This window comes from Spiroplasma endosymbiont of Colias croceus (assembly GCF_964020095.1).
GTDB lineage: Bacteria > Bacillota_I > Bacilli_A > Mycoplasmatales > VBWQ01 > Spiroplasma_E.
Genome location: NZ_OZ026536.1, coordinates 2,320,660 through 2,340,762, shown reverse-complemented (window position 1 = coordinate 2,340,762; position 20,103 = coordinate 2,320,660). Strand labels below are relative to the sequence as shown.

The window sequence follows — 20,103 nt, the reverse complement described above, 5'->3', positions numbered from 1 at the left end:
ACACGTGTTGATAATAGCGTTAAAGAGGTTTATTAAAAATTTTAAAATTTTACAATTACAAAAAAAGACAAGATTTTTATTCTCGTCTTTTGTCATTTATTTTTAATTCAAGGGTAAAAAAAGAAAGGAGCTATTTTTAAAACTTTTTAGTTACCGACATCTTCGACACGCTCCCTGTGTTTTTATACTTTGTGAATTATAAATTTGTCTTACTGCTGCAAGACAACCATTAATTTCAATATTTTTTTTATTTATACTAAAATTTAATTTTGCAATTTTTTTATCTATTTTTGCAATATCTAAATTTCTTCTACTCATACTACGATTTAAATCACAAATATTTTCCATCTTCAATTTTAATCTTATTTTTAATCTTGCATCTAAAACCTCTTTTTCTGATTTTAGATTTGGACATAATCATCAATTTTCTTGTTTTATTGAAAAAAATTTATTTGCTATTTCAAGTTCATTTCTAGCAATTTTACAAAATATTCTTTTTGTTTTGTATGTTCTTCTTTCTAAAGACATATTCCGTAATTAAATTTTTTAAAAGTCAATTAATAATTTTAAAATTTATTTTATAATTTTGTTATTAACAATAAATTTAGAAAAGTGTTGATAAAAATGATTTTTGAAAATTTAAAAAAATTAAAAAATGAAGAATTTTATAGATATTTTGGTATAAAACGTTTTCATTTTAATGAAATGTTAGAAAAATTAATTGAAATAGAAAAATTAGAAAAAAATAAAGGTCGAAAAAATAAACTTTCAGTAGAAGAAAGATTAATGATGACTTTATTATACTGAAAAGAATATTATACTTTTTTTCAAATGAGTATTAAATCTAAAATGAGCCCATCAAGTTGTTTTCGAAATATTACTTGAGTAGAAAATAAACTTAGTAACCACAAATATTACCAATTTTTAAAAGAAAGATATAAATTAAAAATTGATAAAAAACAAGAAAATTCAAATGAATTTCAATTTTATTTAATTGATTCAACTGAGATTGAAATTGAAAGACCAACTAAAAAAAACTACAGTTAGAATATTTTTCTGGTAAAAGTTGAATGTATTCTATAAAATTTCAAATTGTATATGATTTTTTTAATAAAAAAATTGTTGATATTTTTGCTGATAATGGTAAAGTGCATGATTTTCAAATATTAAAAAATTCAAATCTTGAATTTTCAGAAAAAACAATAATTATTGGTGATTTAGGATATCAAGGTATACAAAATATTTATAAAAATACAATAATACAAATTAAAAGAACTAAAAATAAAAAATTAACTAAACAAGAAAGAAAATACAATAAGATTGTATCTAAAATTAGAATTAAAGTTGAACATGTCTTTGCTTGATTGAAAAGATTCAAAATTTTAGTAAATAAATGTAGAAAATCTAAATTTAGACTTATGTACGAGGCTTTTATGTAATCTGTGTATCTTTGTTTTACAAAGTACTAGTTTAGATTAATTCTATCTTCAAATTTTATCATAAAATGAGCAATTGCTGTATTTCAATTTTGAATGGGCATTGTTCATTTTTTTGTTATATTTTCAATTGCTAAATAAAATATTTTAAAAACTGCCATATCATTAGGAAAAACTTTTTTATTTCTGATAACTTTTCGTAATTGACTATTTACAGATTCAATAGCATTTGTTGTATAAATAACTCTTTTGATTTCTGTAGGATAACTAATAAAAACCATTAAATTATCTCAATTTTTATATCAAGATTTAGCAATTTGAGGATATTGTTTATTTCACTTATTTTCAAAGGATTCTAAAGCCTGCATTGCTTGTTCTTCACTACATGCAGTATAAATTGGTTTTAAATCTGCAACTAGAGATTTTCTATGCTTATATGAGACATATTTCAAACTATTTCTAATTTGATGAACTATGCATAATTGATGTTCTGTTTTAAGATAAACTGATTGTATTGCTTCTGACATGCCTGTTAAATTATCACTGCAGGCAATAAGAATATCATTTAAGCCACGATTTTTCATTTCTGTTAAATTTGCTAATCAAAATTTAGCACCTTCATTTTCACTAATTCATAAACCTAAAACATCTTTTTTACCTTCTAAATCAACTCCTAAAGCTATATAAACTGATTTATTAATAATCCTTTTATCTTGTCGTACTTTCACTACTATGCAATCAAAATAAACAATCGGATAGACACTTTCTAATGGTCGATTTTGCCATGCTTTTACATCATCAATAACATCATCAGTAATTTGACTAATAACACTTTCACTAATATCAGCACCATGATATAACTCTTGTAATTGCATTCTAATATCTGATAATGTCATACCTTTTGCATATAAAGAAAGAACTTGTTGATCAAAACCATCAAATCTTCTTTGTCTTTTTGCAACTATTATAGGATTAAAATTACTATTGCGATCTCGTGGTACATCAATCTCAATTTTACCTTGTTGAGTTATTATTTTTTTTGAACTTATACCATTACGAGCATTGTCACTATTACTATGTTGATTCTTTTCATATCCCAAATAATTTTGCATCTCAGAATTCAACATTTTTTCTACTAATCTTTTTGTTAATTCTTTATACAATCCTCCCTCTTTAAAAACTGTTGTTAAATCTTCAGTATTTTCTAATAATAAATCTACTGCTTTTGATATTGGATCATTATTATTAATATTTTGCTTTTTAGCCATCTGTAACTCACTCTTTCTAGAAAATTAATTATATTTACTAGAATTAATTAAACATAGTTATTTTTGTAAGTTACACAGATTACTAAACATTACCTTATGTACTTAAGATTTAACTTACTTTGTGAAATTTTTAATAAAATAAAACCATTAAAATAAAAAAAATATTAAAAATATTTTTTTAAAATTTAAATTTTTATCGAGTTAATATAAAAATATTATTAACAATTTTTTGTTTAAAATGTAAACTCATTTTTTAAACTATTTTTTCAAAAAATATTTATTTCTATATTCAATAACACTAAATAGTTTTAAAACAATTTTATTGACAATTAATTAAATTTAATTACGGAATATGTCCTAACTTAACAGTTAATCTTCCTGTTTTTAATTTTAACTTTGATAAAATTAATTTTTTATTTAAATCATGAGCATTAAAATTTTCAATTTGCTGTTCTATATTTGTTCCTTCAACTTCCAATACTCTTATTTCATTATCTAATTTCTCTTCTCGTATCATTTCTTTGGATATCTCTTCATCTAATGCCACTATGTTTTCTTTTCATTTTTTTATCATATATGTTGTTTGTAATTGTTTATTTGGTAATTGATTTTTTAATTTTAATATTTCTTCTCTATTTTTTTCTATTTGTTTTTGTATTTCATAAAGTTCATTAATATTTATAATCTTGTCTATTTTTTTAATTTGTTCAAAATGTTTTTTTCTTTCTTTTTCTAATTTTTGTTTTTCAATCTTTAAAACTATTATTTTGTTTTGTTTTTATTACACTATCTATTTTTTTGATTTCTTCTTTAAAAATTTTTGATTCCTTTCTAATTGTTTCTATCACTAACTTCTTTCTTTCTTTTTTATTTAATAGACTTCTTGCAAAACTATGATATTAATCACATTTTTTAAGTTTAAAAATTTATTTTAATAACACTTTTAATATTTTTTAAAAATTATTGTTCAAAATATGTTTTATTTTTTGTCATTAAAATACAACAAAAATTATTATTTCAAATAAAAAAATAAAATATTAAATTATTAAATATATTTAAATTAATAATTGTAAATTATAAATTGAAGCTATTAAATTAAATCTTAATGCAAATTTTTTTCTTCTATTTCGATATTTTTCACTAATAATTTTAAATTTTTTAAGAATCGCAAAAACATGTTCAATAACAACTCTCATTTTTGAAATAGCCTTATTATTTTTCTTTTCTTCTTTAGTTAAAGGGTTTTTCTTTGATTTTCGTTTAGGTAATAAGACATTTTTATGTATGTTTTGTATACCTTGATATCCTAAATCTACTAAAATAGTTGTTTCTGATAAAAATTTCGTTTTTGAATTTTTTAAAATTTTAAAATCATGATTTTTACCATAAGAAAAATAAGAACTTATAATTTTTTTACTATCTTTTTCAATTATGACTTGAGTTTTTATTGTATGTTTTTTCTTTTTTACTGAATAATATTGTTTTTGACTTTTTTTGGGCGTTGAATAGTACTTTCAGTCACATCAATGATAACTGTTTTATCTTTAAAATTATTATTTAACAGTGATTTTTGCCCATCAAGTTGTTGAAAATCAGGATGTTTTATTAAAGTATTTTCTATTCACTTGATATTCCTATAGCAACTACTTTCACTAATTCCATAACTTTTAGCAATATGAAAATAAGTTCGATACTCTCTTCAATATTCTAAAGTCATTAATAAACGATTTTCTAATGATAATTTATTAGGTGTACCACCATTTTTAAACTTTTTTACTTCTTCTGTCTTTAAAATTTCTAGAATTTTATTAAAAATAATATCATTTATACCAGTTAATTTTAATAATTCTGGATTGTTAATAGTTTTTAATTTATCAAACATCATAGATTACCTATCTTTTTTATTTTTAATTTTATTTTAAAAATTAAAAATAAAAAAGATAGGTTTTGCAAGAAGTCTAATATAAAAAAAATCATTACTTTCTTAAAAAAATAATAGATTGAAAACTATATTTAGTTTTTCTTTTACATTGTATATAAATATAATAAATTTACATGATATATACATTAATACTATTTTCTATATACAATTCAATAACTTATAATTCTTTTAAAAATAAATTATTTTTTAATTTATATTAATTTTATTATAATATTTAATATCATATACAAACACTAAAGTAGGTTAATAATGTTAGAAATCATAAGTTTTAATAATGAACATATTACAATTAAAGTGAAAAAAAATAAAAAAGAAATTTTAAATGCACTAGGCATTATTGATATCAATAATACTAATGAATTTAAAATATTTAATACTCCGTTTGCTCTTGAAATACTACTTAAATATACAAATAATAATTATAAATGAAAACAAATATATGAATACTCACTAATATCATGAAAAAAAATCCAACAAGAAAAAAACTTAAATGATTATCCAGGTAATCCTAAACTAAGACATTATCAACGTGTTGATGTTGCAATTTTAAAAGCAAATAAAAGATTTGGCTTGTTTAATGAAATGCGTACTGGGAAAACACCAACTATTTTAACGGCATTATCAGAAATGAAAACTAATAAAATATTATTTGTTGTTCCTAAGTCAACTATTTTATTAACATGGGTTCCTGAAATTAAAAAATGAACTACCTATAATTGTATTACTATTAAAGATGATATTACTAAAGTGCGAACAGAAAAATATAATCAATTTAAAAATAGTAATAATTGTATTTTAGTAGTTTCTAAAAACACTTTTAAAAATGATATAAAAAATAAATTATTAACTAAATTTGATTTTACATTAGTTATTGATGAAGCACATTTTTTAAGAAACTATAAAACTGCACAAAGTTCAACAATTTTGGAAGTTGCAAATAAAGTATCATCAGTTTATTGTTTAACTGGTACCCCCGCCAATAATCATCCTAGTGATATTTTTGGTATATTAAAAATTATTGATAATAAACTATATAAAAATATTGATTATTGAGATTTTGTTGCTCGTTATTTTGGAATAATTAGAAAACGTATTACCAATTTTGTAACTATTAATATACCAAAACCAAATGTTAAAGCACAACTAGCAGCAGAGTTTGATTATTTAGTTAAAAAAATATCAATTATGCGCAAACAAATTGATGTACGTAATGAAATGCCAAAAATTATTAAAAATGATTTAATTTTAACTATGCCCAAAGCACAAACCGCAATTTATTATGATACTCTTGAAACTATGAAACAAGAATTATTTTATAATAAAAAATCTAAAATAACTTTTTTACAAATATTTACGAAATTAAGAACTATTTGTTCAACACCTATTAATGAGGGAATGAAAGAATTAGGAGCAAAATTTAATTGACTACTAGACTACTTACATGATAATGAAAATGATTCAATTATTATTTATAGTAGTTTTAGTGATAAAGGAATTAACATTTTAAGTAACATTTTAGATAAACATAAATTAAATCATCAATTAATTACTGGTAAAGTAAATCATGAACAAAGGCTTAAAGCGATTAGTGATTTTCAAAGTAAAAAAGTTAAAATTATTTTATGTAATATTAAATCTACTAATGTTGGTATCACATTAGATGAAGGTGATGTTATGATTTTTCTAGATCGTGAATTAAACCCAACCGAAAATGAGCAAGCTGAAAGTCGCTTTTTTCCAACTCAATTAAACGATAATAAAACTAGAGAAATTATTAATTTATATTGTGCTAATACTATCGATTTAAAAATTAGAGACATCCTTAATAATAAAATTGATATTAATAAAATAATTAATGATCAAGGTATTAAATTTTTTGAATAATTTTATTATATTTAATAAACTAAACGAGGATTAAAAACAAGATCTGCATTATTATTAAGAATGAATTGTTCATCATTAATTTCAAGAATATATTCTTGCAATAAAGGCGCAAATTCGTTTGAAGATTGAAAAGAATGAGTGTTATCAATGATTTGTTGACTTTCAAAAAATTCTCTATAATCACCATTATCTTCTTCATCATTTAAACAACAAAAAAGACCTGAAATAAAACCAAAAAGAGCACCAGTAAAACATCCTGAAAGCACTGTTATAGCTGAAGTAATATCAAATTCAAGAATATTTTGTTCTCTTTTTTGATATAGATCAGAAAGAGTAAACAAACTACCTCCAATAATATGTCCTAAACAAGTTGATAATATTATTTTTTTATTAATCATGTTATTTACCACCTTTTTAACATTTAAATTATTGGTTTAGACATTTTTTTTAAATTAAATGCTTTTCAAGCAAGAGCATCTGCTTCATCATTATATATATTACCACTATGACCTTTAACTCATTTAAAATAAACATTAACATCTTTTGCTATTTTATCATAAAATGCTTTATATGCCTTTGTTTCTACTTTAGTAGTTTTTCATTCACCAGTACATCATTTACTAATTCCAACATAATCATGACAAATTAAAATTGATTTTATATTATTTTCCAAAGCTAACTGCATTGCCTTTTGTGCACCCATTATTTCTCCAGCAACATTTCTTAATTTTGCTCAATTTTCATCATCAAATTTTTCATAAAATATATCTTTTTTGCCATTATTTAAGAAAACAAGTCCATAAGAAAATTGATTAATTTCTTCTTTAAAACTACCATCAGTATATGCTATTACTTCATATTTATACTGATTTTCAGATTTTATTTGAATTTTATCATCTAAATAATCTTGAGCTTCTTTTTTAGTTGCAAATTTTTTATACTGAGCACCAGCATAACCTCTAATTTGTGTTTCACATTCATTCCAGTTTTCAAATATTCCAATGACTCTACCTTTTTTTACTGCATAAAATTTACTTGCCATAATTATGACTCCTCTATTGTTTATTTTAATTTTACAATAATATTAAATTTTATCTAATTAAAATTACAACTAAAAGCAAAAATATTGCTAATGCTAATTAGCAAGTGACTTTACTAATTAAATAAAATGGCACAAAAAAATATTTATTATTTTAAAATTTTAATTTTTAAATTTGGGTCATTTGTTAGGATCATTTTCAAACCCTGAATTTTTAGCAAATCATCCATGTCATAATACTTCATTTACATTTCATTTTGATAAGTCTTTATTAAATAACGAAGCTTTATAAAACATATAACCCATATCCACCACTTTTGAAGTATCTCACTTCGAAATATCTTGATTAAATGCCACTGCTCCAGCAAACATACAACGCATGCTTGTAACATCATTTACAATTCATTTTGAAATATCTTGATTAAATGATAAACAATTTCGAAACATATTATTCATATTTGTTACATTATTATCATAGAGTAAATTTGTAATATTACCATTAAATAACGAAGCACCATAAAACATTGAACTCATATCTCTCACATTAATTATATTTCAAGATAAATTTTGATTAAATGATAAAGCATCATAAAACATTGCATGCATAGTTGTTACATTAACTACATCTCAGTTTGAAATATCTTGATTAAATTTTTTTGCTCCAGCAAACATTGAACTCATATTTGTTACGTGTGCAATATTTCAACTTGATAGATTTTGATTAAATGATGAAGCATTACTAAACATATAACTCATATCTACTACATTTGATGTATTTCATTTTGAAATATCTTGATTAAATGCTCTTGCATCCATAAACATATTTTTCAAAGATCTAATTTCTGATGGTAAATGATCAGATACTTTTTCTATTGTTACTGGCATTTTAACAACTTGAATTATTCCTTCTCGATTTTGAAAAAATCCAATTTGAATAACCTCTTTGCTATTTATATTTGATAAATCTACTTCACTCGTTTTCACTTGTTTTCCATCTTTGTCAATGTAAATTGTATCTTGCTGAATTTTATTATCTAAAAATTGAATTTTTTGTGAACTTGTATTTAAGATAACATTAGTTAAATTACCCGTAATTGCTAAAATACTTAATGTTGTTAATAATGATTTCATAATTAATCACCCTCCAAGTTTTCTCCAATAACTTCTTAAAATTTAAGAAGATAAATATATTTTAGTATTTTTTAAAAAAATAGACTTCTTGCAAAACCTATCTATTAAAAATTTAATTTTTAAAATAAAATTAAAAATAAAAAAGATAGGTAATCTATGATGTTTGATAAATTAAAAACTATTAATAATCCAGAATTATTAAGATTAACTGGTATAAATGATATTATTTTTAATAAAATTCTAGAAATTTTAAAGACAGAAGAAGTAAAAAAGTTTAAAAATGGTGGTACACCTAATAAATTATCATTAGAAAATCGTTTATTAATGACTTTAGAATATTGAAGAGAGTATCGAACTTATTTTCATATTGCTAAAAGTTATGGAATTAGTGAAAGTAGTTGCTATAGGAATATCAAGTGAATAGAAAATACTTTAATAAAACATCCTGATTTTCAACAACTTGATGGGCAAAAATCACTGTTAAATAATAATTTTAAAGATAAAACAGTTATCATTGATGTGACTGAAAGTACTATTCAACGCCCAAAAAAAGTCAAAAACAATATTATTCAAGAAAAAAGAAAAAACATACAATAAAAACTCAAGTCATAATTGAAAAAGATAGTAAAAAAATTATAAGTTCTTATTTTTCTTATGGTAAAAATCATGATTTTAAAATTTTAAAAAATTCAAAAACGAAATTTTTATCAGAAACAACTATTTTAGTAGATTTAGGATATCAAGGTATACAAAACATACATAAAAATGTCTTATTACCTAAACGAAAATCAAAGAAAAACCCTTTAACTAAAGAAGAAAAGAAAAATAATAAGGCTATTTCAAAAATGAGAGTTGTTATTGAACATGTTTTTGCGATTCTTAAAAAATTTAAAATTATTAGTGAAAAATATCGAAATAGAAGAAAAAAATTTGCATTAAGATTTAATTTAATAGCTTCAATTTATAATTTACAATTATTAATTTAAATATATTTGATAATTTAATATTTTATTTTTTTATTTGAAATAATAATTTTTGTTGTATTTTAATGACAAAAAATAAAACATATTTTGAACAATAATTTTTAAAAAATATTAAAAGTGTTATTAAAATAAATTTTTAAACTTAAAAAATGTGATTAATATCATAGTTTTGCAAGAAGTCTATTATTTACTTTCCTTTCTATATTTTTTTTCTTGATGTATTAATAAATTTATTAAAATTATTTGTTTATCAATGGAATGGCAACACTTTTTAGGACTATTTTTTGGTAAACATTTGTTGTTGATATTTAACTGGAGTTAAGTAGTTTAAAGTGCTGTGAATTCTTATATTGTTATATCAATTGATGTAATCAAATAATTCTAATTTTAATTGGATTAATGATGTAAAATTTTTATCATTAATAAATTCGGTTTTAAAAGTTTTAAAAGTTGCTTCAGCAACAGCATTATCATAAGGACAATCTTTTTTACTTAAAGAACGGTTAATGTTGAATGCTAGTAAAAGTTTATCAATAATTTTATTGTTAAATTCATTACCGCGATCACTATGAAATATTTGAATATCTTTTAAACAGCGATTTGATTGCATAAATGCTTGATGTACTAATGATGCATCTTTTTTAACTCCAACACTATGTCCGATAATTTCGCGGTTAAATAGGTCTATTAATAGGCAAATATAGTTTCACCTACCATTAACTTGTACATAAGTTAAATCACTAACAATAACTTCATTTTTAATCCTATTCTTAAATTTTCTATTAACAAGATTAGTTATTTGACTATCGTTAACTTTGTTATTATGATTTTTGAATGATAATTTAGTATATTTTGATATTAAATTATGTTCATTCATAATTTTTTTAATTTTTCTGCGGGATAAATAAATTTCTTGGTTTTCTAGAATTTTTTTTAATCTTCTAGTACCATAAACTTCTTTATTTTCTTTAAAAGCACTAATAACAGCTTCATCATAAATATTATTTTTGATTTTATTTTCTTTTTTCTTTAAATTAAAATAATATGTTGATTTAGATATTTTTAAAAAACGACACATTGTGCGAATTTTATATTTAGCTTTATTTTTGACAATAATTTCTATTTTCTGCCTATTATTAGTGCTGCTTGCTTTAAAATATCATTTTCCATTCGTAATTGCTTTAATTCTTTTCTTAATTTAATTAATTCATTTTCTTCAAAAGAACGATTATCTTTAGTTTTAAAACTTCCTGAATTACTAAATTGCTTAATTCAATTGTAAGTAGCTGCTCTTGTAACATTATATTCTTTAGCAAGGCAAGATACTGATTTGCCACTTTGATATAAAGCTACTATTTGTTTTTTAAATTCATCGGTATATGAGTTAATATTGGCCATAATTATAGTTCCTTTCTTTTAACAAATTTGTTTACTTGTCTACGTAATTAGTGTCCAATAAATTGTAACCCATCCAATATGTTATAATTAAATTAACAAATCATAGAATTTGCAGTTATATTGTTAATGTTACTCATAATTCTAAGGGTTAATCTCATACGTCCTTTGACAACCGTCCAGAAAAATCAAATAGAATAAAAAAAACATATTTAAAAAACTAAGTATTTTAATACTTAGTTTTTTAAATAAAGATTAATTATCCAATTTTAGTTTTAGTTTCAACATTACTTGCTAATACTGTATCCAATACATCTTGACCACCACGGACCTGATGTTGTTCTGGATCAATGCTATGTAACATAATAATAACTTGATGAGCAACATTGATTTTCATACGATTAAATAATTTTGAAGCTTCCTCAATATAAGCTTGTAAGGGATTTAACTGCGCATAACCACGCAAATGAATTCCTGCACGCAGTTTACTTAAAGCATCAATGTGATTAGTTCAATATTGATCAAAAGTTTGTAAAACAACACTATTTTCAATTTGTTTTATAATAACATCATTTAATTTTTCTCTTTTTTCAAGATAAAAATTATAAGATTTTTCAACAATTAAATCAATATTTTCTTCAGTACTTAATCGATTTAACTTTTCTGCTATTAAATCATTAGGCTTAATTAATTTATTTTCAATACCTTTAACTAATTCATCATAATCAATAAACTGTTCTCTACCAACAACTTTATTAAAAATATTTAGTAAATCACGTGCTACTGTTCTGTGCATATTTTTGATTAAATCTAATAAATCATCAGCAAGTAAAATATTATCACGTTGATGATATGTAGCTTCACGATGCTGAGCAATAACATTATCATAATCTAATAAGTTTTTTCGTGCATCAAAATTCATACCTTCAATTTTTTGTTGTGCTCTAGTAATTGATCTAGTTAACATTTTTGATCTAATATAGTCTTCACCTAAACTTGCAAAAGCTTTTTTTAATTTTTCACCACCAAAACGTAACATCAAATCATCTTCAATCGAAACATAAAATCGTGAAAATCCAGGATCACCTTGTCTTCCGGCTCTTCCACGTAATTGATTATCAATTCTTCGTGCTTCGTTTCTTTCAGTACCTAATACAGCAAGGCCACCAAGTTCAATAACACCCTTACCAAGTTTAATATCAGTTCCACGTCCTGCCATATTAGTTGCTAAAGTAATTGATCCTTTTTCACCAGCTCTAGCAATAATATCAGCTTCACGAGCATGATTTTTAGCATTTAAAATCTCGTGCTTAATTCCTTCCAAAGTTAACATATTAGCAATTCGTTCTGATACATCAACATTAGCAGTACCAATCAAAATTGGTTGTCCTTTAGTATGTCGTTCTTTAACTTCTGCAATTAAAGATTTAAATTTAGCATTTAATGAAGCAAAAACATGATCGGGTTTATCTTCTCGAATAATTGGTTTATTAGTAGGAATCTTAATTACTCTCATATTATAAATTTTTACAAATTCTTCTTCTTCGGTTTTAGCAGTTCCTGTCATACCACTTAATTTATTATATAAACGGAAAAAGTTTTGATAAGTAATAGTAGCTACTGTTGTTGTTTCTTGTTGAATTGTAACATTTTCTTTAGCCTGTAAAGCTTGATGAAGTCCATCACTATATACTCTACCAGGCATTAATCTACCAGTAAACTGATCAACTAGCACAATTTCACCATCTTTAACAACATATTCTACATCTAATTTGAAAACATGATTAGCACGAAGTGCATTTTGAATATGATGAAATAATTCCGAGTTATCAATATCAAATAAATTTTTTAAATTAAACTGTTTTTGAGCTTTATTAACACCCGTTACTGTTAATGCAATTTGGCGTGATTCTCAATCAATTTTATAATCTTCAGGTATTAAAGTTTTTGCAAAAACATCTGATGCTTGATATAAAGGCGTACGATTTTTTGAACCACCAGAAATAATTAAAGGTGTTCTTGATTCATCAATTAAAACAGAGTCCGCCTCATCAATGATAGCATAATTAAGCTGACGTTGAACTTTTTCTGGATAAACCTTAACCATATTATCACGCAAATAATCAAAGCCTAATTCCGAATTAGTTGTATATGTAACATCTTTTAAATACGCTTCACGTTTTTGATTAGTAGAATGATCACGAAGACTAACACCAATAGTAATTCCCAAAAATTCTAAAATTGGTCGATTTAATTCAGCATCTCTTGCCGCTAAATATTCATTAACAGTAATAACATGAACACCTTTACTACTTAAAGCATTTAGATAAATTGGCATCACGGCAGTTAAAGTTTTTCCTTCACCAGTTCGCATTTCAGCAACATCACCATTATGAAGAACAATACCACCAATTAATTGAACAGGATATGGATGTAATCCACTAATTCTTCTTGCTGCTTCTCTAATTGTCGCAAAAGCTTCAACTAAAATATCATCTAAAGTCTCACCTTCTGCCAATCTGGTTCTGAATTCAACTGTTTTATTTGCTAATTCTTCATCTTTAATTTTTCTTATTGTTTCATCAAGGCTAATTATTGCCTTAACTTGTTTATTAATTTTTCGTAAAATTTTACGATCTCACATAAAGTAAATCACCATTTTTTTCTTTATTATTACTTATACTTATTATTACTTGTAAAGTAATAAAATCTTTATTATTTTAACATAAAAAAACTTAGAAAACTTAGTACCCAAAAAAAATTGTATTTATATTATATTTTTTTCTTTCTCTTCGAAGTTAGAAAAAATAATTTACTATAATTATTTTAATTACTATAAAAAACTTGACTATTATATGATTTAATATTACTTTTATTAAAAGATTCCTTGTTAATTTCTGATTTTGTAAGTTCAATAAAATTAATTTTAGATTCTAACATTTTATTTAAACTATTTTCATTAAAATTATCTTCTTCTTTTTTTAATTTGATTTTTTTTCTAAGTTGATTTTTATTTTTTTAAAAATATAAAATAAACTAAATATTGAAGTTGTTGTGAAAAAAAAACTAATAACTAAAAATCAAATTTTTTTTAAACTTCATTGATTACTTTTTTTCTAATTTTCTCTTCTACAAAAATTTGATTTTCTTTAATTATTAATGAACTAGTTTTTAGTTTATTAATAATTGGAATTCTTATTACTTTAAAAAATTTACGTTGGTCAGCTCTAAACCATTGAATTTGCATATCTGTAAAAAATGGAATTTGCTCCTTTGTAAACGATTGAATTTGTTGGCCTATTAAAGATTGAATCTGTTCCATTGTCAACTCTTGAATCTGCTCTTTTGTAAAGTATGGAATTTGTTGTTCTGTAAATGTGGAATGGCAACACTTTTTAGGACTATTTTTTGGTAAACATTTGTTGTTGATATTTAACTGGAGTTAAGTAGTTTAAAGTGCTGTGAATTCTTATATTGTTATATCAATTGATGTAATCAAATAATTCTAATTTTAATTGGATTAATGATGTAAAATTTTTATCATTAATAAATTCGGTTTTAAAAGTTTTAAAAGTTGCTTCAGCAACAGCATTATCATAAGGACAACCTTTTTTACTTAAAGAACGGTTAATGTTGAATGCTAGTAAAAGTTTATCAATAATTTTATTGTTAAATTCATTACCGCGATCACTATGAAATATTTGAATATCTTTTAAACAGCGATTTGATTGCATAAATGCTTGATGTACTATGATGCATCTTTTTTAACTCCAACACTATGTCCGATAATTTCGCGGTTAAATAGGTCTATTAATAGGCAAATATAGTTTCACCTACCATTAACTTGTACATAAGTTAAATCACTAACAATAACTTCATTTTTAATCCTATTCTTAAATTTTCTATTAACAAGATTAGTTATTTGACTATCGTTAACTTTGTTATTATGATTTTTGAATGATAATTTAGTATATTTTGATATTAAATTATGTTCATTCATAATTTTTTTAATTTTTCTGCGCGATAAATAAATTTCTTGGTTTTCTAGAATTTTTTTTAATCTTCTAGTACCATAAACTTCTTTATTTTCTTTAAAAGGACTAATAACAGCTTCATCATAAATATTATTTTTGATTTTATTTTCTTTTTTCTTTAAATTAAAATAATATGTTGATTTAGATATTTTTAAAAAACGACACATTGTGCGAATTTTATATTTAGCTTTATTTTTGACAATAATTTCTATTTTCTGCCTATTATTAGTGCTGCTTGCTTTAAAATATCATTTTCCATTCGTAATTGCTTTAATTCTTTTCTTAATTTAATTAATTCATTTTCTTCAAAAGAACGATTATCTTTAGTTTTAAAACTTCCTGAATTACTAAATTGCTTAATTCAATTGTAAGTAGCTGCTCTTGTAACATTATATTCTTTAGCAAGGCAAGATACTGATTTGCCACTTTGATATAAAGCTACTATTTGTTTTTTAAATTCATCGGTATATGAGTTAATATTGGCCATAATTATAGTTCCTTTCTTTTAACAAATTTGTTTACTTGTCTACGTAATTAGTGTCCAATAAATTGTAACCCATCCAGTTTTTAATTTATCAAACATCATAGATTACCTATCTTTTTTATTTTTAATTTTATTTTAAAAATTAAATTTTTAATAGATAGGTTTTGCAAGAAGTCTAATGTGTATTAGTTAACTTAAATCCATTTTGTTTTAATAATCAATAATATGCAGTTAATTGTAATGTTGCTTTTTCTTTTAATTCTTTTGTCATTACTTTATAAGTTTTAAAATCAATAATTGAATATAAATCTAATTCAGTTTTAAATATTAAATCTGGTGTTCCAGCAACAATATCTGCATAATATATTTGTTCACTAATATAATATTCTTTATCTTTTTTAAATTTTTGTTCTAAAAAATCTAATAATGTAAAACAATATTCAAGTATTTTTTCAGTAAATACTGATTTATTTTTAATTTTTGTTTTTATTTCATTTACTACATTTTGATTATTTTTATATTTAAAATATAATTCTGCTACTTTATGTACACAATTACCTCTAATAATTGCTTTTTCTAATTTTGCTTTTGGAATTTTGTCATAATTTGAACCTAAATAATTATCAAGTATTTTAGAAACTGAAAATAATTCTTTATTATTTAAAAAATATTGATGTGTATCTTTTTTAAAAATCAATGACATTATTAAGTAATTTTCTAACTAAAGCAGATATTTTTATATTTTTAATTTCACAAAATTCTTTTACTTTTTTAAATTCATTTTCAGTTAAATATACATTAGACTTCTTGCAAAACCTATCTATTAAAAATTAAATTTTTAAAATAAAATTAAAAATAAAAAAGATAGGTAATCTATGATGTTTGATAAATTAAAAACTATTAACAATCCAGAATTATTAAAGACATATTCCGTAATTAAATTTTTTAAAAGTCAATTAATAATTTTAAAATTTATTTTATAATTTTGTTATTAACAATAAATTTAGAAAAGTGTTGATAAAAATGATTTTTGAAAATTTAAAAAAATTAAAAAATGAAGAATTTTATAGATATTTTGGTATAAAACGTTTTCATTTTAATGAAATGTTAGAAAAATTAATTGAAATAGAAAAATTAGAAAAAAATAAAGGTCGAAAAAATAAACTTTCAGTAGAAGAAAGATTAATGATGACTTTATTATACTGAAAAGAATATTATACTTTTTTTCAAATGAGTATTAAATCTAAAATGAGCCCATCAAGTTGTTTTCGAAATATTACTTGAGTAGAAAATAAACTTAGTAACCACAAAGATTACCAATTTTTAAAAGAAAGATATAAATTAAAAATTGATAAAAAACAAGAAAATTCAAATGAATTTCAATTTTATTTAATTGATTCAACTGAGATTGAAATTGAAAGACCAACTAAAAAAAACTACAGTTAGAATATTTTTCTGGTAAAAGTTGAATGTATTCTATAAAATTTCAAATTGTATATGATTTTTTTAATAAAAAAATTGTTGATATTTTTGCTGATAATGGTAAAGTGCATGATTTTCAAATATTAAAAAATTCAAATCTTGAATTTTCAGAAAAAACAATAATTATTGGTGATTTAGGATATCAAGGTATACAAAATATTTATAAAAATACAATAATACCAATTAAAAGAACTAAAAATAAAAAATTAACTAAACAAGAAAGAAAATACAATAAGATTGTATCTAAAATTAGAATTAAAGTTGAACATGTCTTTGCTTGATTGAAAAGATTCAAAATTTTAGTAAATAAATGTAGAAAATCTAAATTTAGACTTATGTACTTAAGATTTAACTTACTTTGTGAAATTTTTAATAAAATAAAACCATTAAAATAAAAAAAATATTAAAAATATTTTTTTAAAATTTAAATTTTTATCGAGTTAATATAAAAATATTATTAACAATTTTTTGTTTAAAATGTAAACTCATTTTTTAAACTATTTTTTCAAAAAATATTTATTTCTATATTCAATAACACTAAATAGTTTTAAAACAATTTTATTGACAATTAATTAAATTTAATTACGGAATATGTCCAAAGTATAATATTCTTTTCAAATGAGTATTAAATCTAAAATGAGCCCATCAAGTTGTTTTCGAAATATTACTTGAGTAGAAAATAAACTTAGTAACCACAAAGATTACCAATTTTTAAAAGAAAGATATAAATTAAAAATTGATAAAAAACAAGAAAATTCAAATGAATTTCAATTTTATTTAATTGATTCAACTGAGATTGAAATTGAAAGACCAACTAAAAAAAACTACAGTTAGAATATTTTTCTGGTAAAAGTTGAATGTATTCTATAAAATTTCAAATTGTATATGATTTTTTTAATAAAAAAATTGTTGATATTTTTGCTGATAATGGTAAAGTGCATGATTTTCAAATATTAAAAAATTCAAATCTTGAATTTTCAGAAAAAACAATAATTATTGGTGATTTAGGATATCAAGGTATACAAAATATTTATAAAAATACAATAATACCAATTAAAAGAACTAAAAATAAAAAATTAACTAAACAAGAAAGAAAATACAATAAGATTGTATCTAAAATTAGAATTAAAGTTGAACATGTCTTTGCTTGATTGAAAAGATTCAAAATTTTAGTAAATAAATGTAGAAAATCTAAATTTAGACTTATGTACTTAAGATTTAACTTACTTTGTGAAATTTTTAATAAAATAAAACCATTAAAATAAAAAAAATATTAAAAATATTTTTTTAAAATTTAAATTTTTATCGAGTTAATATAAAAATATTATTAACAATTTTTTGTTTAAAATGTAAACTCATTTTTTAAACTATTTTTTCAAAAAATATTTATTTCTATATTCAATAACACTAAATAGTTTTAAAACAATTTTATTGACAATTAATTAAATTTAATTACGGAATATGTCCAGTATGTTCCTTAGAAAAGTAGCACTATAATTATTTCTTTCACTCATCCGCCCCTTGTGAACCATTTTAATTAAGGAATTATAGTTTTTCGGACATCCCGACAGTTAAGATATGATGCTTTGAAATTAATCTCACATATAATCATTTCCCGTTTTAGCCAAATACAGACTGAATAGTTAACTTGCTAAAGGTTAGTATCCCTTTTATCCTGATATAATAAATGCCCTAAAGACATGTCCATTTATTTTTATTACGACAGTGTTATGAAGTTTTATAAATATAAATTTTTATTATTAACTTTCTCCTAACATGGTCACAGCGTGTTATTAGATATTTAAAGGTGCTAATAATAAATAAGAACGATATTTCTATCGTTCTTATTATTTATAAAACTATCCATCAACTTTATGCGCCCTTAATAATTAAAAATTTTGCTTTTTTTGTGAAAATGATATAATTATACAAAATATATTATTAGGAGCAAAATTATGGCAAAAAAACACTTTAAATTTAATACTTGAAAGTTTATTCAATTTACTGGTTTTTTTTTAATTACTTTAGGAATTATATTTTCTTTTTCTTCTTTTAAAGTTAGCCTATTGTTATATTTTGGTTTAGTATCAGTATTAATAGGTTCTATTAATATTTTAATTTACTATATTTTTATTGGAACAAATAGTTATAAAAAATATTCAAGAAAACAAAATAATAATAAGTTAATAATCAAAAATAATTAAGAAATATAAACTTAAAACTAAGAAGATTAGTTTTTTCGAGAGAATAATAGGTGAAAAACTATGAGAAAAATATTAAAAGTATTTAAAGCGATGTTTTTAACGAGCATTATTTCTTTACCACTTATTGCATGTGATAAGGTAAATGATGCAAATCAAAAATATGTTGATATTAGTAATATTAATATGGAAGTTACTAATGCTCCTGTTGAATTAAATAAAGATATTTATAATACAGCTTTAATTAAATTTAAAACTAAAGTACAAACTGAAATTAATAAATTAGTTCCAGAAGGAAAAAAACCAGAAAATGGAACCGATTATAAAATAACAATTGTTAATCATAATGATATGTATGCTAAAATTGATAAATTTGAATCACTTGCTGTTAATGTATCTGCTTCAAATAATAGTAATTTTTTAAAAGGTAGTTTTAATGCTTGTGTAAAATTAGTATCAAAAGCTAAAGACATTAGTAATGTTAATATTGATAAGCAAGAAGAAAAAATTAAAATTAATACCACTACTTTTGGTGAAGCAATTGCTTTACGTTGTTTATCATTAATTGAAAGTAAAATTAATGCTATTGTTCCAACAGCAAAACAAGATAGTGACTATATTGTTAATGTAGAAGGTCATACTTTATCAGAATCTATTAAAACATTTGATGATGTTCATATTAATGTTAATGCTATTGAAGATGATTATCATTTTTTATTACATGGTAGTTTTAGTTTTGTCTTAGCTTTTGTTAAAGATTAATTTATATTATTTTGGGTAATAAAAAAGAAAACTTGATTTTCATTATTATCATAAAAATAAAG

20 protein-coding genes and 1 pseudogene are annotated in these 20,103 nt (G+C 22.3%); 9 read left to right on the top strand and 12 right to left on the bottom strand.

Going from position 1 to position 20,103, the window contains the following annotated elements; genetic code table 4:
• Positions 1–150: 150 nt before the first annotated feature.
• Positions 151–528, bottom strand: coding sequence for a hypothetical protein (locus AACL24_RS14750; RefSeq protein WP_339047677.1), 378 nt, complete (start codon positions 526–528; stop codon positions 151–153).
• A 96-nt stretch (positions 529–624) separates the two neighbouring features.
• On the opposite strand from AACL24_RS14750, the gene AACL24_RS14745 reads away from it, so the two are divergent.
• The gene (locus AACL24_RS14745; RefSeq protein ID WP_339047675.1) at positions 625–1,047 is read left to right on the top strand and encodes a transposase family protein; all 423 of its coding nucleotides are present in this window, start codon (positions 625–627) and stop codon (positions 1,045–1,047) included.
• Between the two features lie 23 nt (positions 1,048–1,070).
• Complete coding sequence (locus AACL24_RS14740; RefSeq protein ID WP_339047673.1) at positions 1,071–1,439, top strand: transposase family protein; 369 nt, start codon at positions 1,071–1,073, stop codon at positions 1,437–1,439.
• A 26-nt stretch (positions 1,440–1,465) separates the two neighbouring features.
• On the opposite strand, the gene AACL24_RS14735 is transcribed toward AACL24_RS14740, so the two are convergent.
• The 3 genes from AACL24_RS14735 to AACL24_RS14725 all read right to left on the bottom strand — a co-directional run bounded on the left by AACL24_RS14735 (position 1,466) and on the right by AACL24_RS14725 (position 4,589).
• Complete coding sequence (locus tag AACL24_RS14735; RefSeq protein WP_339046650.1) at positions 1,466–2,704, bottom strand: IS256 family transposase; 1,239 nt, start codon at positions 2,702–2,704, stop codon at positions 1,466–1,468.
• Positions 2,705–3,047: 343 nt separating this feature from the next.
• On the bottom strand, positions 3,048–3,251 hold the full coding sequence (locus tag AACL24_RS14730; protein ID WP_339047671.1) for a hypothetical protein: 204 nt from the start codon (positions 3,249–3,251) through the stop codon (positions 3,048–3,050).
• A 508-nt stretch (positions 3,252–3,759) separates the two neighbouring features.
• A protein-coding gene (locus tag AACL24_RS14725; RefSeq protein WP_339047669.1) for an IS5 family transposase occupies positions 3,760–4,589 on the bottom strand; the annotation gives its coding sequence in 2 pieces (ribosomal slippage) (positions 3,760–4,193 and positions 4,193–4,589; 831 coding nt in all).
• A 306-nt stretch (positions 4,590–4,895) separates the two neighbouring features.
• Between AACL24_RS14725 and AACL24_RS14720 the strand changes: the two genes are divergently transcribed.
• Entirely contained in the window at positions 4,896–6,530 is a 1,635-nt protein-coding gene (locus tag AACL24_RS14720; protein WP_339047667.1) for a DEAD/DEAH box helicase, read from the top strand.
• An 11-nt stretch (positions 6,531–6,541) separates the two neighbouring features.
• On the opposite strand, the gene AACL24_RS14715 is transcribed toward AACL24_RS14720, so the two are convergent.
• From AACL24_RS14715 to AACL24_RS14705, 3 genes are all read right to left on the bottom strand, one after another.
• Complete coding sequence (locus tag AACL24_RS14715; protein ID WP_339047665.1) at positions 6,542–6,928, bottom strand: hypothetical protein; 387 nt, start codon at positions 6,926–6,928, stop codon at positions 6,542–6,544.
• 23 nt (positions 6,929–6,951) lie between these two features.
• Positions 6,952–7,572 (bottom strand): viroplasmin family protein, encoded by a 621-nt coding sequence (locus tag AACL24_RS14710; protein WP_252320251.1) that lies wholly within the window; start codon positions 7,570–7,572, stop codon positions 6,952–6,954.
• Positions 7,573–7,731: 159 nt separating this feature from the next.
• Positions 7,732–8,700 (bottom strand): BspA family leucine-rich repeat surface protein, encoded by a 969-nt coding sequence (locus tag AACL24_RS14705; protein ID WP_339047663.1) that lies wholly within the window; start codon positions 8,698–8,700, stop codon positions 7,732–7,734.
• Positions 8,701–8,856: 156 nt separating this feature from the next.
• Here AACL24_RS14705 and AACL24_RS14700 point away from each other — a divergent pair.
• Positions 8,857–9,686 (top strand): IS5 family transposase gene (locus AACL24_RS14700; RefSeq protein WP_339047661.1). Its coding sequence is split into 2 segments (ribosomal slippage): positions 8,857–9,253 and positions 9,253–9,686, totalling 831 coding nucleotides; the frame shifts between segments, so codons are not numbered across the junction.
• A gap of 274 nt (positions 9,687–9,960) precedes the next feature.
• On the opposite strand, the gene AACL24_RS14695 is transcribed toward AACL24_RS14700, so the two are convergent.
• The 5 genes and pseudogenes from AACL24_RS14695 to AACL24_RS14675 form a co-directional block, all read right to left on the bottom strand.
• Positions 9,961–11,081, bottom strand: a protein-coding gene (locus AACL24_RS14695) for an IS3 family transposase (protein WP_339047659.1) whose coding sequence is annotated in 2 segments (ribosomal slippage) — positions 9,961–10,838 and positions 10,838–11,081 — 1,122 coding nt in all. Because the reading frame shifts where the segments join, the coding sequence is not laid out codon by codon here.
• A gap of 256 nt (positions 11,082–11,337) precedes the next feature.
• A complete protein-coding gene (gene secA / locus AACL24_RS14690) occupies positions 11,338–13,722 on the bottom strand; it encodes a preprotein translocase subunit SecA (protein ID WP_422398105.1) in 2,385 nt (794 codons plus the stop codon).
• A 447-nt stretch (positions 13,723–14,169) separates the two neighbouring features.
• The gene (locus tag AACL24_RS14685; RefSeq protein WP_339047655.1) at positions 14,170–14,400 is read right to left on the bottom strand and encodes a hypothetical protein; all 231 of its coding nucleotides are present in this window, start codon (positions 14,398–14,400) and stop codon (positions 14,170–14,172) included.
• 79 nt (positions 14,401–14,479) lie between these two features.
• Positions 14,480–15,599, bottom strand: a pseudogene (locus AACL24_RS14680) (IS3 family transposase).
• Between the two features lie 172 nt (positions 15,600–15,771).
• Entirely contained in the window at positions 15,772–16,299 is a 528-nt protein-coding gene (locus tag AACL24_RS14675; RefSeq protein WP_339047653.1) for a PD-(D/E)XK nuclease family protein, read from the bottom strand.
• A gap of 320 nt (positions 16,300–16,619) precedes the next feature.
• Here AACL24_RS14675 and AACL24_RS14670 point away from each other — a divergent pair, with 320 nt between their 5' ends.
• The 5 genes from AACL24_RS14670 to AACL24_RS14650 all read left to right on the top strand — a co-directional run bounded on the left by AACL24_RS14670 (position 16,620) and on the right by AACL24_RS14650 (position 20,041).
• Positions 16,620–17,042, top strand: coding sequence for a transposase family protein (locus AACL24_RS14670; RefSeq protein WP_339045912.1), 423 nt, complete (start codon positions 16,620–16,622; stop codon positions 17,040–17,042).
• Positions 17,043–17,065: 23 nt separating this feature from the next.
• A complete protein-coding gene (locus AACL24_RS14665; RefSeq protein ID WP_339045908.1) occupies positions 17,066–17,473 on the top strand; it encodes a transposase family protein in 408 nt (135 codons plus the stop codon).
• A gap of 223 nt (positions 17,474–17,696) precedes the next feature.
• Positions 17,697–17,912 (top strand): hypothetical protein, encoded by a 216-nt coding sequence (locus AACL24_RS14660; RefSeq protein ID WP_339047170.1) that lies wholly within the window; start codon positions 17,697–17,699, stop codon positions 17,910–17,912.
• Positions 17,913–17,935: 23 nt separating this feature from the next.
• Positions 17,936–18,343: a transposase family protein gene (locus AACL24_RS14655; RefSeq protein WP_339045908.1), complete on the top strand. Its 408-nt coding sequence runs from the start codon at positions 17,936–17,938 to the stop codon at positions 18,341–18,343.
• Positions 18,344–19,342: 999 nt separating this feature from the next.
• A complete protein-coding gene (locus AACL24_RS14650) occupies positions 19,343–20,041 on the top strand; it encodes a hypothetical protein (RefSeq protein WP_252319349.1) in 699 nt (232 codons plus the stop codon).
• The last annotated feature ends 62 nt before the right edge of the window (positions 20,042–20,103 follow it).